The organism is Cryobacterium mannosilyticum, assembly GCF_004402705.1.
Lineage (GTDB): Bacteria > Actinomycetota > Actinomycetes > Actinomycetales > Microbacteriaceae > Cryobacterium > Cryobacterium mannosilyticum.
In genome coordinates, this window is record NZ_SOFM01000006.1 from 20,179 (window position 1) to 38,683 (window position 18,505).

At 70.6% G+C, this 18,505-nt stretch carries 9 protein-coding genes; 8 read left to right on the top strand and 1 reads right to left on the bottom strand.

The genetic code is table 11. The annotated features are described in order from the left end of the window. The first annotated feature begins 26 nt into the window (after nt 1-26). The 7 genes from E3O32_RS01270 to E3O32_RS01300 all read left to right on the top strand — a co-directional run bounded on the left by E3O32_RS01270 (nt 27) and on the right by E3O32_RS01300 (nt 15,908). Nucleotides 27-1,448, top strand: a complete 1,422-nt coding sequence (locus E3O32_RS01270; protein WP_134506227.1) for a serine/threonine-protein kinase — start codon at nt 27-29, stop codon at nt 1,446-1,448. Next, the gene (locus E3O32_RS01275) at nt 1,445-7,348 is read left to right on the top strand and encodes a fibronectin type III domain-containing protein (RefSeq protein ID WP_134506229.1); all 5,904 of its coding nucleotides are present in this window, start codon (nt 1,445-1,447) and stop codon (nt 7,346-7,348) included. The genes E3O32_RS01270 and E3O32_RS01275 overlap by 4 nt, the downstream gene beginning before the upstream one ends. Before the next feature lie 62 nt (nt 7,349-7,410). Beyond that, the gene (locus E3O32_RS01280) at nt 7,411-8,382 is read left to right on the top strand and encodes an AAA family ATPase (RefSeq protein ID WP_134506230.1); all 972 of its coding nucleotides are present in this window, start codon (nt 7,411-7,413) and stop codon (nt 8,380-8,382) included. Then, nucleotides 8,379-9,785 carry a DUF58 domain-containing protein gene (locus E3O32_RS01285; RefSeq protein WP_241974444.1) on the top strand — a complete coding sequence of 469 codons (1,407 nt, stop codon included), beginning with the start codon at nt 8,379-8,381 and terminating at the stop codon, nt 9,783-9,785. The genes E3O32_RS01280 and E3O32_RS01285 overlap by 4 nt, the downstream gene beginning before the upstream one ends. Then, nucleotides 9,782-12,142: a transglutaminase-like domain-containing protein gene (locus tag E3O32_RS01290; protein WP_134506232.1), complete on the top strand. Its 2,361-nt coding sequence runs from the start codon at nt 9,782-9,784 to the stop codon at nt 12,140-12,142. Before E3O32_RS01285 ends, E3O32_RS01290 begins: the two co-directional genes overlap by 4 nt. Then, the gene (locus tag E3O32_RS01295; protein ID WP_134506234.1) at nt 12,139-12,831 is read left to right on the top strand and encodes an FHA domain-containing protein; all 693 of its coding nucleotides are present in this window, start codon (nt 12,139-12,141) and stop codon (nt 12,829-12,831) included. Before E3O32_RS01290 ends, E3O32_RS01295 begins: the two co-directional genes overlap by 4 nt. 89 nt (nt 12,832-12,920) lie before the next feature. After that, nucleotides 12,921-15,908 carry an FtsK/SpoIIIE domain-containing protein gene (locus tag E3O32_RS01300; protein WP_134506236.1) on the top strand — a complete coding sequence of 996 codons (2,988 nt, stop codon included), beginning with the start codon at nt 12,921-12,923 and terminating at the stop codon, nt 15,906-15,908. Between the two features lie 12 nt (nt 15,909-15,920). Here E3O32_RS01300 and ald read toward each other — a convergent pair whose 3' ends face one another. After that, nucleotides 15,921-17,036 carry an alanine dehydrogenase gene (ald, locus tag E3O32_RS01305; RefSeq protein WP_134506238.1) on the bottom strand — a complete coding sequence of 372 codons (1,116 nt, stop codon included), beginning with the start codon at nt 17,034-17,036 and terminating at the stop codon, nt 15,921-15,923. Nucleotides 17,037-17,292: 256 nt separating this feature from the next. Here ald and E3O32_RS01310 point away from each other — a divergent pair, with 256 nt between their 5' ends. Continuing rightward, nucleotides 17,293-18,504, top strand: a complete 1,212-nt coding sequence (locus E3O32_RS01310) for a polyamine ABC transporter substrate-binding protein (RefSeq protein WP_134506240.1) — start codon at nt 17,293-17,295, stop codon at nt 18,502-18,504. The last annotated feature ends 1 nt before the right edge of the window (nt 18,505 follow it).

The window sequence follows — 18,505 nt, forward strand, 5'->3', positions numbered from 1 at the left end:
ACGCACCGTTACACGGGGAGGCGAACATGGCTCGGCGATTGCCCTCGACGCCCCCGAATCTCCCGGGCTTCTCCTACCTGAGGGTGCTCGGATCAGGCGGCTTCGCCGACGTGTTCCTGTATGAGCAGAACATGCCCAGGCGCCAGGTTGCCGTCAAGGTGCTACTGGCCGAAATCGTGAACGACCATGTGCGCCAGCTGTTCCAGGCCGAAGCCAACCTGATGGCACAGCTCAGCTCGCACCCGTCGATCCTGACGGTCTTCCAAGCCAGTGTGTCCGCCGACGGGCGGCCGTACCTGGTGATGGAGTACTGTTCCTCCACGCTCAGCCAGCGGTATCGGGTCGAAGCTCTGTCGGTGCCCGAGGTGCTGCGGATCGGCATCAAGATCGCCAGCGCGGTGGAGACCGCCCACCAGAGCGGGGTGCTGCACCGCGACCTCAAACCGTCGAACATCCTGGTCACGGCCTATGGTCATCCGGTCCTGTCCGACTTCGGGATCGCGGCCACCCTCGGCGAGGTGGAGAACTCCGAAGCGATCGGGCTGTCGATACCCTGGTCGGCCCCCGAGGTGCTCCTCGACGAGATTTCCGGCTCGATCGCCTCCGAGGTGTGGTCGCTGGGTGCGACCCTGTACTCGCTGCTGGCCGGACGGTCCCCGTTCGAGCTGCCGGGCGAGGAGAACAGCTCGGCCCGGATCATGGCCAGGATCAACAAGGCCAGGATCCCGGCCCTGGACCGGGCGGATGTGCCGGCCCGGCTCGAATTCATCCTGGCGAAGACCATGTCCCGGCGCCCGGAGCTGCGGCAGCGCAGTGTGCTCGAGCTCATCCGCGAGCTGCAATCGGTGGAGGCGGAACTGGGTCTGCCGCAGACCCCGCTCGAAGTCGTGATGGATGGCTGGGCCACGGACACCGTCGCCGACCAGTCGGACAAGACCCGGATCACCGCCGTCAACTCGGTCGACGCCTACGCCGGCCGGCGCCGCCGCCGCAGGCCGGAGGCGGCGACGAGCCTGGCCCGTTCGGCGACCCGGCCGCCCAGCCTCACCGGCGGCGAGTCCGTGACGACCGCGCACCGACCCGGGCGGCGGACCCTGACCCTCTGGGCGTTCATTGCGGCAGCGGTGATCATCGTCGGCCTCGCCGCCACCGCAGCGACGGTCCTCGTTCGCCAGGTCGGCTCCGGCATCCCCACGGTCAGCGACGTGTCGGGGGAGCTCCGGAACGGCACGGTGCAGTTCAGCTGGGCCGACCCGGGGGTGAGGGACGGTGACAGCTACGTCGTGGCGCTGCGTACCGGGGAGAGCAGCATCCAGCGCGGAACCGAATTCAGCGTCGACCCCAAGGGCCAGCCCCGGGTCTGCGTGACCGTGACCGTCAACCGCGACGGCAAGGGCGGGACGCCCAGTGGGGAGAAGTGCGTCGACACCGCTGGTGACGGCCCATGATCCGCCGGTGGCTCTCCGCCCACCGGTCGCTGTTCACCACGATGCTGAGCGGCACCGTCATCGTGGCGGTCATTGCCACCGTGGCGATTGTGTCGGGCGGCTACACCGCCCAGCGGCTCGATCTCGGCGATGCCGCCGTCTGGGTGACGAACGAGGCCCGCCAGGTCGTCGGACGAGCCAACACGGCCGTGTTCGAGCTCAACACCGTTGTCGAAGCCGGCAGCTCCCGGCTCGATGTCGTGCAGCAGGGAGCCACCGTCCTGGTGCTCGACCGCGGCAACAACTCCGTCGACATCGTCGACCCGGCAACGGCGAAGGTCACCGAGAGCGTGGCGCTGCCGCCCAAGGCGCCGGGCATCTTCCTCGCCGGTGATCGTGCCGTCGTCGTCTCGAACGGCGACGTCTGGAATCTGGCGGCCGACCGGCTCGCCGGCTTCGACAGCACGGCAGAGCCGGGGCTCTCCTTCGGCGCCGGGTCCGTGGTCAGCGCGGACGCCGACGGGATGCTGTACGCCTTCACACCGGCGACCGGCTCCCTGTCGCTCGTCGAACCGGCCCGTCCGGACGCGATCGCCTCAACCGTGGCGGTGGCCGCCGGCGCCCCGGAAGACAGCTACCAGCTGACCAGCGTCGCCGGCCAGTGGGCGCTCTTCAACGCGACGACCCTGCGACTGTTCCTTCCCGGCGGCGAGACCGACCTCTCCCGGGACATCCGAGCCGGCGACAGACCGAAGCTGCAGGAGCCCGGCGTTCACGGCGACCGGGTACTGGTCGCGCACGGCGGTGGGCTCGAGGCGGTTCCCCTGGCCGGCGGGACCGCGTCGACCGTGGTCAGCGGACGATCCGGGCAGACCGTCGCCCCAGCCTCGGACGACAGCTGCTCATATGCCGCCTGGGGAGACGGCACCGTGTGGCGCGACTGTGCGGGCGACCCGGCGAACGGAAGGACCGAGACCCTCACCGGCCTCGCGGGCGACGCCCGGCTCGCCTTCCGCCGCAACGGCACGGGGATGGTGCTCAACGACGCTCTCAATGGGGCAGCGTGGGCGGTGCAGCACGGGAACGAGCTCATCGACAACTGGGCCGAGCTGATCGACACCAACCAGGACCAGCAGAGGGTCGTGGAGAACAACGACGACACCCCGCCGGAGTTCGAGAAGGCGCAGGTCCCGCCGGTCGCCGTCGACGACGCGTTCGGGGCGCGGCCAGGGCGAACCGTCATCCTGCCCGTGCTGCTGAACGACTTCGACCCGAACGGCGACGTCCTGGTGATCGACTCGCTCACCACCCTCCGACCCGAGACGGGGAGACTCGACCTGGTCGGGAACACCCAGCAGGTTCAGTTGACGCTGGAACCGACCGCGACGGGAGCGGTGAGCTTCGGCTACACCGTCAATGACGGCCGGGGCGGCAAAGCCTCGGCCACGGTCACGGTCACCATCCGGGGCCCGGAGGAGAACTCGGCCCCGGCGCAGGCGCGGGGCACCCACACGACGGTGAGGGCCGGCGGCCGGGTGACCAGCCAGGTGCTCGGCGACTGGGTCGACCCGGACGGCGATCCGATCTACCTGACCGAGGCGACCGCCGTGGCGCCGGACCAGATCAGCTTCACCCCGGGCGGCGCCGTCGTCTACACGGATGCCGGCAGCAGTTCCGACGCGAAGTCGATCGGCCTCACCGTGTCCGACGGCCGGGCGACGGGCACCGGGACGCTCCAGGTGACGGTCCGTCCCTCCGGATCGGTGCCGATAGTCGCCGAAGCCTTCGTCGTGCTCGCCACCGCCGGCGTCGAGGTGACGGTGTCTCCGCTCGAGCACGTCCGCGGCGGATCGGCGCCCCTCCGCCTGAGCAGCGTGCCGGCGAAGCCGGATGTGACCATCACCCCGGACTACGACGGCGGAAGCTTCCGCTTCGCCAGCAGCGCGATCGGTGTGCACGAGATCGAATACGCGGTGACGGACGGCGCGCTCACCGCGACCGGTCGCATCCGCGTCAACGTTTCCGCGGCACCCGACGCCAACAGCACCCCCATCACCGTTCCGCACACCGCGTTCGTGCGCGGCCAGCAAGCCACCCTGGTGGACGTGCTGGCGACCGACATCGACCCGGCCGGTGGCGTGCTGCTGGTCACCGGCACGATGAACGTGCCGCCCGTGAGCGGGCTGCGCGTCGAGATCCTCGACCAGCGCATCATCAGGGTCACCCTCACCAAGCCACTCGAGAACGGCTCGGTCGCGTTCGGCTACCGGATCAGCAATGGACTGGCCGAGGCCGAGGGGATGGTGACGGTGATCGAGATCCCGCCACCGGCCCGGAAGCAGGCACCCCTCGCCGTGCCGGACACGGTCTCCGTGCGGGTCGGCGATGCCATCGATGTGCCCGTGCTGGCGAACGACGAACATCCCGATGGCGACATCCTCACGCTCGATCCCACCCTCGCCACCGGGCTCCCGGCCGAAGCAGGCCTGCTCTTCGCGTCGGGCACCGTGCTGCGCTACCTTGCCCCGAACACGACCGGCAACTTCACCGCGGTCTACCGGGTGAACGCGCCGGACGGCCAGTTCGCCAACGCCGAGGTGCGCATCTCGGTGCGGGAAGCCGACCCCAACTCGAACAATCCGCCCGTGCCGAAGACGGTGACCGCCCGAGTGCTTGCCGGCGACACGGTGCGCATCCCCATCCCGCTGTCGGGAATCGACCCCGACGGCGACTCTGTGCAACTGGTCGGCCAGGAAACCAACCCCGGCAAGGGCTCGGTGACGATCGGAAGCTCCGACTCGATCGACTACACCGCGGGGGACTACTCGGCCGGCACGGACACCTTCACCTACTCGGTCGTCGACGCCCTCGGCGCCCGCGCCGTCGGCACCGTGCGGGTCGGAATCAGCCCGCGGCTGGACGGCGCCCGCAACCCGGTCGCCGCGCCGGATGAGGTCATCGTGCGCCCGGGTTCCACGGTCAGGGTGCGCGTGCTCGGAAACGACTCGGACCCCGACGGCGGCGTGCTGACCATCACCGGCGTCGAACCTACCGGCACCGCCGACTCTCGGGGCAAGGCCGTCGTCGTCGGCGACGCCGTCTCCGTGCACGCGCCGGCCAGGGAGGGACGCTACGGATTCATCTACGACATCCAGAACGATCGCGGCGGCTCGAGTTCCACCTTCCTCACCGTTGTCGTGCGGGCGGATGCCCCGCGCTCCCGGCCCGACGCCCGCGACACGCACCTGGCGCTCTCCGACGTGCTCGACCGGCGCACCATAGACGTCGACGTGCTCGCCAACGTGTTCTTCGCCGACGGGCCCGCCGGCAGCCTGGACCTGTCCGTCCCGGCCCGCTTCTCGAGTGTCGCCGAGGTGACCGGCAAGCACCGCGTGCAGGTGAGCATCGGTGAGAGCAGCCGGATCATCCCGTTCGAGGTGGCGAACCCGGACGACGCGAGCATCGTCTCCTATGCGTTCATCTGGGTTCCCGGTTCGAACGACGCCCTGCCGCAACTACGGAAGGGGATGTCTCCGCTCAAGGTCCAGAGCGAATCGACCCTCACGATCGACATCAACGACTACGTCGTCGCCGTCGGCGGCCGGCGTGTGCGCCTCACCGATCGCAGCCTCGTGCAGGCCACCCGTTCCGACGGAGCCGACCTGGTCTCCTCCGACACTCGTCTCGTGTTCACCAGCGGCGACCAGTACTACGGACCGGCCTCGATCTCCTTCGAGGTGACGGACGGCACCCGGGCAGGCGACCCGGACGGTCGCACGGCGACGATCGTCTTGCCGATCGACGTCACCCCGCGCGAGAACCAGCCGCCCGGCTTCGACGGCGCAGTGCTCGATTTCGAGCCTGACCAGACGAAGGTCATCGACCTGACCCGGCTCACCTCCTACCCGTACCCGAAGGACCAGGCCGAACTGGCCTACACGGTGCTCGAGCCTCGACCCGTCGGCTTCAGCTACTCCCTCGACGGCCAGCAGCTGACCCTGCACGCCTCCGAGTCGACTCCCAAGGGCGGCCGCGGAACGATCACGATCGGCGTGCGCGACGGCATCAACGCCGGGAAGGCCGGCCGGATCGAGATGGGCGTGGTCGCGTCGACCCGGCCGCTGGCCGTGCCCGCCGCCGACGCCGTGATCGCCCCGCGCGGCCAGAGCACCGTCGTCGATGTGCTCGCGAACGACGGCGCCACCAACCCGTTCCCGGCCGTGCCGCTGCGGGTCGTGGCGGTGCGCGGCGTCGACGGAGCCGGGGTGCCCGCGGGTGTGAGCATCACCCCCAGCGCCGACAACAGCCGCCTCACCGTCAAGGTCGCGCCGGAGGCCGCGCCCGCCGACACGAACCTGCAATATCAGGTGGCCGACGCGACCGGCGACCCTGACCGGTTCGCCTGGGGCACGGTGCGCATCTCGGTGCAGGACAAACCCGACCCGGTGTCGAGCCTCCGGGTGACCTCATTCGCCGACCGCCGGATTTCGGTGTCGTTCAACGCGGGAGCGTCGAACAACTCCGCCGTCTCCGGCTTCGAGATCACCCTGACCAGCGAAGCGACGGGCGCCGTCGTCGGCAGCACGCTCTGCCAGGCCACGGCCTGCGAGCTCTCCACCCCCGGCAATGGCCAGGGCAATGCGGTGCGAGTCGCCGTCGCCGCCCGCAACGGGATCGGCCTGTCCGCGGCCACCGTGCTCGCCGACCGGGTCTGGTCCGACGTCGTCCCGCCGGCCCCGGACGGGCTGACGGCCGAGCCGCTCGACTCCGGGCTGCGCCTGCACTGGAACACGGTCGACCCGGTCGGCGGAGGCACCGCCATGCGCGGCTACGTCGTCACGGTCGCCGGCACTCCGCAAAGCGAGGTGAGCGCATCCGGGCCGTCCTGCAGCGCCGGCTCCTGCACCATCGACGTCGGCGGACTCGTCAACGGCACGGATGTCGCGTTCACGGTCAGCGCGCGGAATGACGCCTACCCGGCGCTGTCCACCTGGAACACGTCGACCGGAAACGGGCGGCCGTTCGGCCCGGCCCGGGCCGGCGCGATCAGCGCGAACTCGGTCGACTCGAGCGGCTCCGTCACGGTGAGCTGGGACGCATTCGACGGCCGCGGAGACGGCATCGCGGGTTACTTCGTGCAGCGGGTGAGCGCCGATCAGGTGCCCACCGGCGCCCAGTCCTGCTCGGTGACCAGCCCGGCCCCCGGAACGCTGGTCGCGCCGACCCAGGGCGGAATCGTCGCCGAACAGAAGACGGTCGCCGCCGGCACCACCTCCGTCGTCTTCGACAACCTCCTCGCCGACAACGGGCACTACTCGTTCGTCGTCTGGGGCTACAATCGGGCCGGCTGCGCCCCGACCGCGGTGGCGACCGTGCTCGTGCGGCCGGCGCCGGGCGCCATCACCTCCGTGAACAGCCCGATGGCGATGAACGGCGATTCCTGGGACCTTCGCATCGACGGCGTGCGCCCGAGCGCCGGCGTCGACCACTACAACATCCGTGCCGTCGACGGTTCGGGCAACCCGATGCCGTGGACCGATGTCACCTTCCCGGCGACGACCTGGCCGCGGGCGCCGCTCGGATTCCGGTTCGGGCAGGTGGTTCGCTTCCAGGTGCAGGCCTGCACGGTCTGGGGCTCCTGCGGGACCTGGTCCGGGACCTACCCGGCGTCGGCGGAGGCATCCGTGAGCTTCGCCGTGCAGGGGCTGGTCTACACTCCAGAGACCGGCGTGTTCTCCTGGACGAACGGCCCCGACAACAACGGGCTCAGCGCGACCTACGAGTGCCTCGTGCCGGGCGACTCGTCCGTGACCCCGGTTGCCGGCCTGGCGAACACGTGCACCCTTTCCTCGCCGCAGCCGGCCGGCACGGTGCGGCTCACCGTGACGGTGAACGGACGTGCCTTCTCCTATGACAAATGAGCCACGCAGAATGAGCCTCGCACCGAGCCTGAGCCCATGCCCCGAACGAAAGTGACCACCCCATGACGATGACCGCGGAGCAGGCAACCCAGTTCGCCGAGGTGTTCGACCGACTCGTGACCGGGGTGGAACAGGTGCTGCTCGGCAAGCACCACGTGATCCGGATGTCGTTCACCGCCCTGCTCAGCGGCGGGCACCTTCTGCTCGAAGACGTGCCGGGAACGGGCAAGACCTCGCTCGCCCGCGCCATTGCGCAGAGTGTCCGCGGCTCGAGCAACCGTGTGCAGTTCACTCCCGACCTCCTGCCGGGAGACATCACCGGCGTGAGCATCTACGACCAGCGCAGCGGCGCCTTCGAGTTCCACCGGGGTCCGATCTTCGCCAACATCGTCCTCGCCGACGAGATCAACCGGGCCAGCCCGAAGACCCAGTCGGCCCTGCTCGAAGTGATGGAGGAAGAGCAGATCACCGCGGACGGCGTGACCCATCCCGTGGCGGCGCCGTTCATGGTGATCGCCACCCAGAACCCGATCGAGCAGGCGGGCACCTACCGGTTGCCGGAGGCCCAGCTCGACCGGTTCATCATGAAGGCCTCGATCGGCTACCCGGACCATTCCTCCACGGTGCGCATCCTCGAGGGCGCCGGGCTGCGCGCGCACGAGACGGTGGTGCCGCCGATCGTGTCCTCCGAGACCGTGGTCGAGCTGGCGGCCCTCGCCCGCACGGTCTTCGTCGACGCCACCATCAACGACTACGTGGCCCGGCTGATCGACGCCACCCGCACGAGCACCGAGGTTCGACTGGGCGTGAGCGTGCGCGGCGCCCTGGCCCTCGTCCGCACCGCCAAGACTCTGGCCGCTGCCAACGGCCGCCACTACGTGATCCCAGACGACGTGAAGGAACTCGCGGAAACCGTGCTCGCCCACCGGCTTCTCCTCGACCCCGAGGCCGAATTCGACGGGGTCACACCGTCCAGCGTGATCGCCCGGATCCTGATCGAGACCCCGCCGCCCAGCGACAGGCTGACTGTGTGAGCCAGGTCAAACTCACCGGCAGCGGGGTGACCCGGGGCACCGCTGACCTCCCCGGTGGCACCGGCCGAACGGATACCGCACTTCAGGTGCCGGCGGGTGCGCCGGGCCGGCCGGACGCGCCCGTTCGGGACGGCAGGCTGGCCGACGCCATCACCGCCACGGTTCGGGCCTGGCGGGCGCTGGCCGAGCTCGGCTCCACCATCGGCGGCTTCGTCGCCTCAGTGGTCACTCCGCTCGGCTGGTGTCTCCTCGTCGTGGTGTTCTTCTCCTTCCTCTTCGGTTACGGCCTCGGCTGGACCGAACTCGTTGCGATCGCCTGGTCCGGGTCCGTCCTGGTCCTGGCGGCGTTCTGCTTCCTGCTCGGGCGCAACGCCTATGAGATCCACCTGTCCCTTCCGGTCGACCGGGTGGTCGTCGGGGCGAAGGTGCCCGGTGAGGTGACGGTGCTGAACCCGACCAGGCAGCGGCTCCCCGGGGTCGCCGTGGAGGTCCCGGTCGGCGCCGGGCTGGCCGAATTCGCCATGCCGGGGCTTGCCCGCGGGGGCAGCTTCGAAGACGTCTTCATCGTTCCGGCCACCCGCCGGGGTGTCATCCCGATCGGACCGGTGCGCACGGTGCGCGGTGACCCGGTCGGGTTGCTGCGCCGGGAAATCGTCTGGGCCGAGCGCGTCGAACTCTTCGTGCATCCGCGCACCATCCCGATCCCGAGCATGAGCACCGGGTTCATCCGCGACCTCGAAGGCAATCCCACCCGCGACCTGACCAACAGCGATATGTCCTTCCACGCGCTGCGCGAATACGTGCCCGGTGACGAGCGTCGCAGCATCCACTGGAAGAGCACGGCCAAAACCGGCCGCTACATGGTTCGGCAGTATGAGGAGTCGCGCCGCAGCCACCTGATGGTGGCCCTGAGCCTGGCGGAGTCCGATTTCGCGACCGAGGACGAGTTCGAGATGGCGGTCAGCGTGGCCGGGTCGCTCGGTGTGCGGGCCATCCGTGATGCTCGAACGGTGTCGGTCGTGGCCAGCGAGGTGGTTCCGGGCAGTGCCCGGCGGCGGGCGTCCGTGGTTCGCAGCCTGAGCACGCTCACCCGCACGCGTCTGCTCGACGACCTCAGCAGGGTGGAACTGTCCGCTGCGGCGCTGCCTGTCAGTGAGTTGGCCAAGGCGGCGGCCGACAAGGTCGCCGGCATCTCGGTGGCGTTCCTGGTCACGGGGTCGTCCACCAGCCTGACCGAACTGCGCGCCGCCGCACATCGTTTCCCGGCCGGGGTCGAGGTGGTCGCGGTGGTCTGCGACCCGGAGAACATCCCCAGCCTCCGGAGGGTTGCCGAGCTCAGCGTCCTCACCATCGGCTTCCTGGACGACCTGCAGCACAGCCTGGCCAGGGCGGCCGCCGTATGAGCGCGCGCAGGGCGACCAGGCCGGCCCGCCGGCCGCGCACCGACTGGGGCTTCATCCTCGGCAACACCCTCGGCCTGATGACGGCCATCTTCGTCGCCGCCACCTCGCTTTGGCCGATCTACCGGAGCACCGAGTTCGTCGTGCTCGTCGTCGTCGCATTCGCCCTGGGTGCGCTTGTCGCCGTGCCCGGCGCGATCTTCCGCTGGCCGGCATGGGTCGTCGGCCTCGTCACGATCGCCGTCTTCCTGCTGGCAGGGGTGCCCCTGGCCATCCCCGGTGAAGCCATCAACCGGGTCTTTCCGTCCGTTCAGGGCCTGCTCGACCTGCTCAGGGCCACGGCCCTGAGCTGGAAGCAGCTCGTCACGATCGTGCTGCCGGTCGGCTCGTACCAGGCGCTGCTCGTGCCGGCGCTGATCCTGGTGCTGCTCAGCACCGTTGCGGGACTGTCGATTGCGCTTCGCACCCGGATCGGCGAACTCGCGGCACTTCCGCCCGCGGTGCTCTTCATCGCCGGGATCGGACTGGGGCCGACGAGGGCGGCCACCCCGATCGAATCCGCCCTCGGACTCTTCGTGGTGCTGCTCTTCTGGCTTCTGTGGCTGCGCTGGGTGCGCCGGCACGCGATCGTGCGCCTCGTCGCACAGCAATCCCGCCGGACGATCGAGTCCGCCGCCGACCGCCGCCTCGGCGCGGCCAGGGGACTGGTCAGCGCCGCGCTGGTCATCGCCGTGGCCATCGCGGCAGGCACGGTCGCGGCGATCGCGCTCCCGGCGAGCGTTCCCCGCGACGTGCTGCGTGCGCGGGTGCAGCAGCCGTTCGATCCACGGTCCTACCCCAGCCCGCTCAGCGCATTCCGCGGCTACCTGGAACCGGGCGCCGCCGACGAGGCCCTGCTCGAGGTGCGCGGTCTCCCCACGGGAGGGCGCATTCGAATCGCGGCCCTCGACAGCTACGACGGCATCGTCTACTCGGTGGGCAGCGCCGCCGCCACCAGCGTATCCGGCTCCTTCACGAGGCTGCCCGACCGGCTCGACCAGTCGGGGGCCGGCGGGGAACAGGTCAGCCTCGCGGTGACCGTCGACGGTTACAACGGCATCTGGGTTCCCGGTTCCGGAGCGCTCGAAAGAATCACCTTCTCCGGGCCGACGGCCCTCGCCCGCTCCGACGCGTTCTTCTACAACGACAACATCGGCACCGCCGCTGTGCTGACCGGACTGACCAGGGGGGACCGCTACACAAGCGTCGCCGTGATGCCGCGGGAACCGGCCGCCCTGGCCGCCCTGCAACCGGGTGCGGCCATTCTGCCGGTCCTCGACGTGGTCCCCGACGATCTGGACCAGGTCCTCGCCCGCTACGTGCGGCCGGGGGACCCGCCGGGAGTCCAGCTCCAGGCCATGCTGGCCGGCCTGAAGACGGATGGCTACATCAGTCACGGGGTCGGCGCCGACGAGCCCGTGAGCCGCTCGGGCCACGGAGCAGACCGGATCAGCCAGCTGTTCACCGACCGGCCCATGTTGGGCGACGCCGAGCAATACTCCGTGGCGGCAGCCCTCCTCGCCCGAAGGCTGGGATTCCCGGCCAGGGTCGTGGTCGGGTTCGTACCCGCGGCTTCCGGCGGGTCCGGTTCCGTGACCGTCACCGGCGCCGACATCTCGGCCTGGATCGAAGTGCAGTCGGCCGACGGGCGGTGGGTCACCATCGACCCGAACCCGGCAGTGCGGGACATCCCCGCGAAGCAGCCGGACAAGCCCGCGGTGGTGTCCCGCCCCCAGTCGGTCGTACCCCCTGCAGTCCCCGACACCGCGGAACAGCGCGACGCGGCACCGCCGGAAAGATCCATCGACGACCTCCCGGCGGCCCTCGACCCGCTGCTCGCCTTCCTGCTCGCCGCGGCCACGGTGGCCGGCTGGACCCTGCTCGGACTTGCGGTGCTGGCCGCGCCGTTCCTGCTCATCATCGCCGCCAAGGCCCGGCGGCGGAGGCTCCGCCGAAGCCTCACGGCGCCGCTGGACCGGATCCGCGGCGGCTGGCGGGAATTCGCCGACAATGCGCTGGACTACGGCATCGACGTGCCCGCCGGCGCAACCAGGATCGAGGTGGCCGAGACTGTGGGCGGCCCCGCGCCGATGGCCTTCGCTTCGGTCGTCGACCGTGCGGTGTTCGCACCCGACCGGCCGGGCACGGTGGAGGCTGACACGGTCTGGGCGTCCGTCGCCCAGTTGCGGGCCGGGTTGTCGGCAGGGAAGACGCGCCGGACGAGGCTTGCGGCGCTCGTCTCGCTCCGGTCGCTGGGTCGCTACGCTGGAGGGACATCCGTTCTCAGCGCGGTGCGGGGCAAGGGAGGATCGGCGACGTGAACTGCCTGATCTGCGGTGCCGCGCTCCCGGCCGGCGCCATGTTCTGCGGCGAATGCGGCAGCTCGAGCACCGCCACACCGAAGACCCGCAAACGCCCCGACCCGCGCCCCAGCGACACCACGATCATCCAGCCGCTTCCGCGCCAGCCTGTGGTCATCTCAATCCCGCTCGGCGCCGACGGCCGGGTGCAGCTACCTCCCGCCGCAGCGCCGGAGGCCGCAGAGCAACCCGAGCCCACCCCGAAGCACGGTGCAGTGCCCGTGGCACCGGAATCGGCGCCGGTCGCGGCCGTCATCCCCGCTGCCCCGCCGTCTCCCGCGCTGCAGCCTCCCGCGCTGCAGCCACCTGTCGCGGCGCCGCGCACGTCGCTCTTCGTCCTTCAGTTCAGCACGGGCGAGACGGTCTCCGCCCAGGGCACCGGGCTGGTCGGCCGGCGGCCCCTTCCGCAACCGACCGAGCGTTTCGACATCCTGGTGCAGGTCAGCGACCTGGGCATGTCCGTGTCGAAGAGCCACCTCGAATTCGGGCAGCATGACGGCGAATTCTGGGTCAGTGACCGCTTCTCGGGCAACGGCACCATCATCCGGCGCCCCGACTCGACGTCCGTGCGGTGCGAGCCCGGCCGCCGCTACCTCGTGCCGCGGGGGTCACGGGTCGAGATCGCCGACCAGTTCTTCATGGTGAACTAGCTTCCCCTCCCCACCGCGGCCTTCCCTGGGTGCTGCGCGGATGCCCGCCCGGTGTCCCGGCGCGGGCGCTCCCGTGGTCTCCTTGACCGGTGTTCCGGCCCGAAGACCCATTGATCCTGCCGGCGCGGCCGGTCGATCCGCCCTCGCCCGGGTTTCCGCTGATCGCCAGCGCCGCCCCGGTGGTGGTCGCTGTCGCGATCTGGATGTTCACCGGCTCGGCCTTCGTGCTCCTCTTCGCCGTCCTCGGCCCCGTCATCGCAGTGGGCAGCATGGTCGACGGCCGCCGCACCCGGCGCCGCACCCGGATCCGAGCGGACGAGACCCACCGGGCCGCTCTGGCGGCGCTCCGCGTGAAAGTCGAACAGCGCAGGACCGCCCTGGTCCGGGCCGCCTGGGGTCGCACCCCGTCGGCGGCCGGCATCCTCCAGGATCCCGGCGGCACCGTGCACTGGAGCGCGAGACCGGCCGCGCCGGTGCTGGTCAGCCTGGGCAGCGGCGACGTGACCAGCGGGCTGCGGTTGGAGGGTGCCGACCCCGACGACGAACCGGGAATCCGCGCGCTGGCGGCCACCCTGACCGGCGCGCCGATCACCGCGGACCTGCACGACGGCGTCGGCATCGTGGCGGCACCGGCCCTGGGCCGGGCGATGGCCAGGGGGCTGCTGGTGCAGGCGGCCGCGGTCCTGCCCCCTGGCCCGGTCGGCCTCGCCGCGCTGCCGCCCGGCCACTGGGCCTGGGCGACGTCCCTCCCGCACGCCGCGGCCCGGTCGCCGGACCGGCTGATCACCGTCTGCGACAGCGAGACGCCCGCCGGCGTCCCGACCGGATCCCGGCCGCTCATCGCGCTTGGCCGCTGCCTGGAGGAACTCCCCACCGGCTGCGACACCATCGTGCGCGCGCACGGGCCGACGCGCGCCGAAATCGTGCGGTCGCCCGTGCATCCCGCCGGACTCCGCTTCCGCCCGGAGCTGGTGACCCGTGACCAGGCCGCCGGCTTCGCCGTGCGGCTGGGCGAGAGAGCTCGTACGGCCGGGCTGATCGGCCGGTACGGTCCCGTTCCCGCCTCGGTGACCCTGGCGGAGCTGGCCGAAGCCGACCCGGCGGCCGTCCTGCCTCGGTCGCCGGGGACCGCGGCGGGATCGTCACGCCCGCCGGGCCTCGCCGGTGTGATCGGCATCGGCGAACAAGGCAGGGTGACGCTGGACCTCGTCGCGGCCGGCCCGCACGCCGTCGTCGGAGGCACCACGGGCAGCGGCAAGAGCGAACTCCTGGTGACCTGGGTCGCGGCGATGGCCGCGGCCCATCCGCACGACGCGGTGACCTTCCTGCTGATCGATTTCAAGGGCGGCGCCGCATTCCGCCCCCTGGTCGCCCTGCCCCACTGCGTGGGTCTCATCACCGACCTCGACGGGCGGCAGGCCGCCCGCGCCCTGGCCAGCCTGGCCGCGGAGCTGCGGCACCGGGAGCGGGCCATGCGCGCCGCCGGCGCCCGCGACATCACCGAACTGAACAGCGCAGGTCCCCGGTCGAATCCGCTCCCGCGCCTCGTGATCGTGGTGGACGAATTCGCCACCATGCTCACGGCCTTCCCCGAGCTGCACGCGCTCTTCCTCGACATCGCGGCGCGCGGTCGCTCGCTCGGAGTACACCTGATCCTCTGCACGCAGCGCCCCAACGGCGTCGTGCGCGACGCCCTGCTCGCGAACTGCAACCTGAGGGTCTCCCTGCGGGTGAACAACCGCGCCGACAGCCAGGCCGTGCTGGGAACGGATGCCGCCGCCGCGCTCCCGGCCGCCGTGCCGGGGCGTTGCCTCATCTCGGCGCTCGAAGGAGACCCTCTGCTCTGCCAGGTGGCCACGACCACCGAAGCCGACCTCAGGGCGATCGTCGGTCGGTGCGGCGAGAATCGCCGCGGTGCGGAGCCGAACCCGCGCCGGCCCTGGCTCGACCCGCTGCCCCGCCGGGTGACGCGGAACGACCTGGCCCGCGTCGAGACGGCGGCCACGACCACGACCACGACCAGGGAACCAGGAGGACCGGCCACCGGCGTTCTCCTCGGGCTGCTCGACGAACCGGAGCACCAACGCTACCGGGTCGCCCGCTACGATCCGGAGCGCGACGGCCACCTCCTCGTCGTCGGGGCCGGGCACGCCGGCAAGAGCACAGTGCTGGCATCCGTCGCAGCCCAGTATTCCCATTCCGGCATGGCCGCGGTCCTGGCTCCTCCGCCTGACGTCGAATCGGTCTGGGACACCCTCGCCCAGGCGCGAGCCTGCCTCGACGCCGGCTCCCGGGAGGCCCGGCTCGTCCTGCTGGACGACTTCGATTCGGTGTACGCCCGGTGGGGCGATGAACACCGGGCGGCCGCGCTCGAACGGCTCACCAGTCTGCTCCGCGACGGGCCGGCCGCCGGACTGGTCATCGTCGTCGCCGTGCAACACCTCTCCGGCGCTCTGCAGGCGCTGCCTTCGTTCTGTCAGAGCCGGCTGGTGCTGCGGATGCCGGATGCCGGCGCCCACGTCGCCGCCGGAGCGGATCCAGCCCTGTTCGACGCGGCCGTGCCCCCGGGCGGCGGTTGCTGGAACGGCGCACGCATCCAGCTGCTCCAGCCGGAGCCGGGTGCCGTTCGTTCCTCACCCGGAAGGGGCCCCGCCGCCGCCGCAGGGGACACCGCTGTGGGGCACGCCGCCGCGGGGGACACCCTCGCCGGGCACCGCTCCCTGCTCGTCGTGGCAGCCTCGCCGGCCCGCACCATCGCGGCTCTCACCTCAGCCCGTGCCGGGGAGATCATCGACCTCTCCGCCAACGTAAGCGCGGAGGCCGGCCGGCTCAGGGTGCTGGCCGACGACGGTGCCGTCCTGGTCGGCGACACCGACACCTGGCAGGCACACTGGTCGCTGCTCGGGCTGCTGCGCCCGCATACGGCGATCGTGTTCGACGGCTGCGGCCTGGCCGATTTCCGCGCCATCAGCCGTCGCCGGGACCTGCCACCGCCGCTCGCCCCCGGCCGGTGCCGGGTCTGGGTGCTGCGCCCCGACGGCGCCGTCGTGCGGGCGACGCTCCCGGCGCCTGGCTGACCGGTGCCGGACTCAGGCGAGGACGTCGGCGATCTCGGCCAGCGGAAGACCGTGGGCGGTCGCGACCGGCGCGCTGGTGACCAGGCCGCCGGCCGTGGACAGGCCGAGCGCCAGCGCGGCATCCGCCCGCACGGCGTCCTTCCAGCCCCGGTTTGCGAGCAGCCGAACGTACGGCAGTGTGGCGTTGGTGAGGGCGTATGTCGACGTGTTCGGCACGGCGCCCGGCATATTCGCGACGCAGTAGAACAGCGACCGGTGCACGACGAACGTGGGGTCGGCGTGGGTTGTCGGATGCGAATCCGCGAAACAGCCCCCCTGGTCGACCGCGATGTCCACGAGCACGCTGCCCGGCTTCATCCGGGAGACCAGCTCATTGCTGACCAGCTTGGGGGCCCTGGCGCCCGGGATCAGCACCGACCCGATGACCAGGTCGGACTCGACCAGGGCGCGGTCGATCTCGTAGCTGTTGGAGGCGATCGTCTGTACCCGGCCGTAGTGCAGGGCGTCGAGCTCCCGCAGCCGGAACAGGTTGGTGTCGAGCACGGTCACCTGGGCGCCGAGCCCCAGGGCGACCTGCATCGCGGCCGTGCCGGCCACACCGCCGCCGAGCACGGTGACCCGGGCAGGGTGGGTGCCGGGAACACCCGGGACCAGGAGACCGGGCCCGCCGTTCGGCTTGAGCATGGCGTTGGCGCCGACGATCGGCGCCAGGCGGCCGGCGACTTCGCTCATCGGTGCCAGCAACGGCAGCGCGCGGGAGGGAAGCTGAACGGTCTCATACGCGATGGCGGTGACGCCGCTAGAGAGCAGGGCACGGGTCAGGGCAGGCTCCGCGGCGAGGTGGAGGTAGGTGAACAACAGAAGGTCGGGCCGGAAGAAGCCGTACTCGCTGTCGATCGGCTCTTTCACCTTGAGCAGCAGGTCCGCCTCCGACCAGGTGGATGCCGCATCGGGCATGATCCTGGCGCCGGCCACGGCATATGCCTCGTCCGTGATCGACGAGCCTGCCCCGGCGCCGGTCTCGATCAGCACCTGGTGGCCCTGGGCCACCAGGTCGTGCACGCCCGCCGGGGTGATCGCGACCCTGAACTCGTTGTTCTTGACCTCTGACGGGATTGCGACCTTCATGGCGCTCCTTCGACTGGCATGGGACCTTCGACCGGCACGGGGCCGTTCCGCCCCTGGACGCGATTCTAGCGGGGCTCCAGCACCGATTTCGAGTGCGGATGACGCCGTAAAGCGCGGATTTCGCGAGTTAAGCCATCCACAATTAACGATTTGGCCACTCTTCGGTGGCAAAACCGCTCTGCTGTGCGAGTATCTACCCACCCGCACTGTTGCGCGTGAGAGTTCACCCGCTGAAAGACGCAAGGAGACCCCACAGATGAAGCCCAGGCCGTTGCCCGCAGACCCGATGATCCAGCAGCTCATTCGTCAGGCCCAGCGTGCCCAACTGGGTCGCCGCACCCTCCTCACCGGCGCGGGTGCCGGAGCGGCCGCGCTGGCCCTTGCCGCCTGTTCGACCGGGGGTGCCGCCAAGCCGAAGGCTGCGGCTGACAAGTCCGCCGCGGAGAAGAGCATCCGCTGGGACAACTGGGCGCTCTACATCGACGTGGACGACGCCGGTGACTACCCCACGCTCGACGCGTACACCACGAAGACCGGGATCAAGGTCAAGTACACCGAGGCCGTCGACGACAACAACACCTACTACGGCAAGGTGAAGGACCAGCTGGCCCTCGGCAAGGACATCGGCGCCGACACCGTCTGCCTGACCGACTGGATGGTGGGCCGGCTGATCCGGTTCGGCTACACCCAGGAACTCGACCACGCCAACATCCCGAACCTCGCCAACCTGCAGCCGTCGTTGAAGGACGTCGGCTTCGACAAGGGTCGCAAGATGTCGGTGCCATGGCAGGGCGGCTTCGCCGGCATCTGTTGGAACAAGGAGAAGCTCCCGAACGGGATCGCCTCGGTCGAGGAACTCTGGGACCCCAAGCTCAAGGGCCGGGTCGGTGTGCTGTCGGAGATGCGCGACACCATGGGCCTGATCATGCTGGACGCGGGCGTGGACATCTCCGGGGACTGGGGCGACGACGAGTTCAACGCCGCGATCGACGTGCTCAAGAAGCAGGTCTCCGACGGCCAGGTTCGCAACATCAAGGGCAACTCCTACAAGGAGGACCTGATCAACGGGGACACCCTTGCGGCGATCGTCTGGTCGGGTGACATCGTGCAGCTCAACGCGGAGAACGGCGACAAATGGGAGTTCGTCGTGCCGGAGAAGGGCGGCACCCTGTGGAACGACAACTTCGTCGTGCCGATCGGTTCGACCCACAAGAAGAACGTCGAAGAGCTGATCAACTACTACTACGACCCGGCCGTCGCGGCCGAGGTCGCGGCCTACGTGAACTACATCACACCGGTCGTCGGGGCCAGGGAAGCGGCCATGGCGATCGACCCGGAACTCGCGAGCAACCAGCTCATCTTCCCCGACGACGCCACCCTGGCCAAGGCGCGGGTCTTCCGCACCCTGACCGGGGCGGAAGAACAGAAGTATGACGCGGCGTTCCAGAGCATCCTGCTCGGGTCCTGAG

Coding starts and splice junctions, on each gene's coding strand:
- E3O32_RS01275 (WP_134506229.1), top strand. CDS start 1,445: ATGATCCGCCGGTGGCTCTCCGCCCACCGGTCGCTGTTCACCACGATG.
- ald (WP_134506238.1), bottom strand. CDS start 17,036: ATGAAGGTCGCAATCCCGTCAGAGGTCAAGAACAACGAGTTCAGGGTC.
- E3O32_RS01310 (WP_134506240.1), top strand. CDS start 17,293: ATGAAGCCCAGGCCGTTGCCCGCAGACCCGATGATCCAGCAGCTCATT.
- E3O32_RS01280 (WP_134506230.1), top strand. CDS start 7,411: ATGACGATGACCGCGGAGCAGGCAACCCAGTTCGCCGAGGTGTTCGAC.
- E3O32_RS01270 (WP_134506227.1), top strand. CDS start 27: ATGGCTCGGCGATTGCCCTCGACGCCCCCGAATCTCCCGGGCTTCTCC.
- E3O32_RS01290 (WP_134506232.1), top strand. CDS start 9,782: ATGAGCGCGCGCAGGGCGACCAGGCCGGCCCGCCGGCCGCGCACCGAC.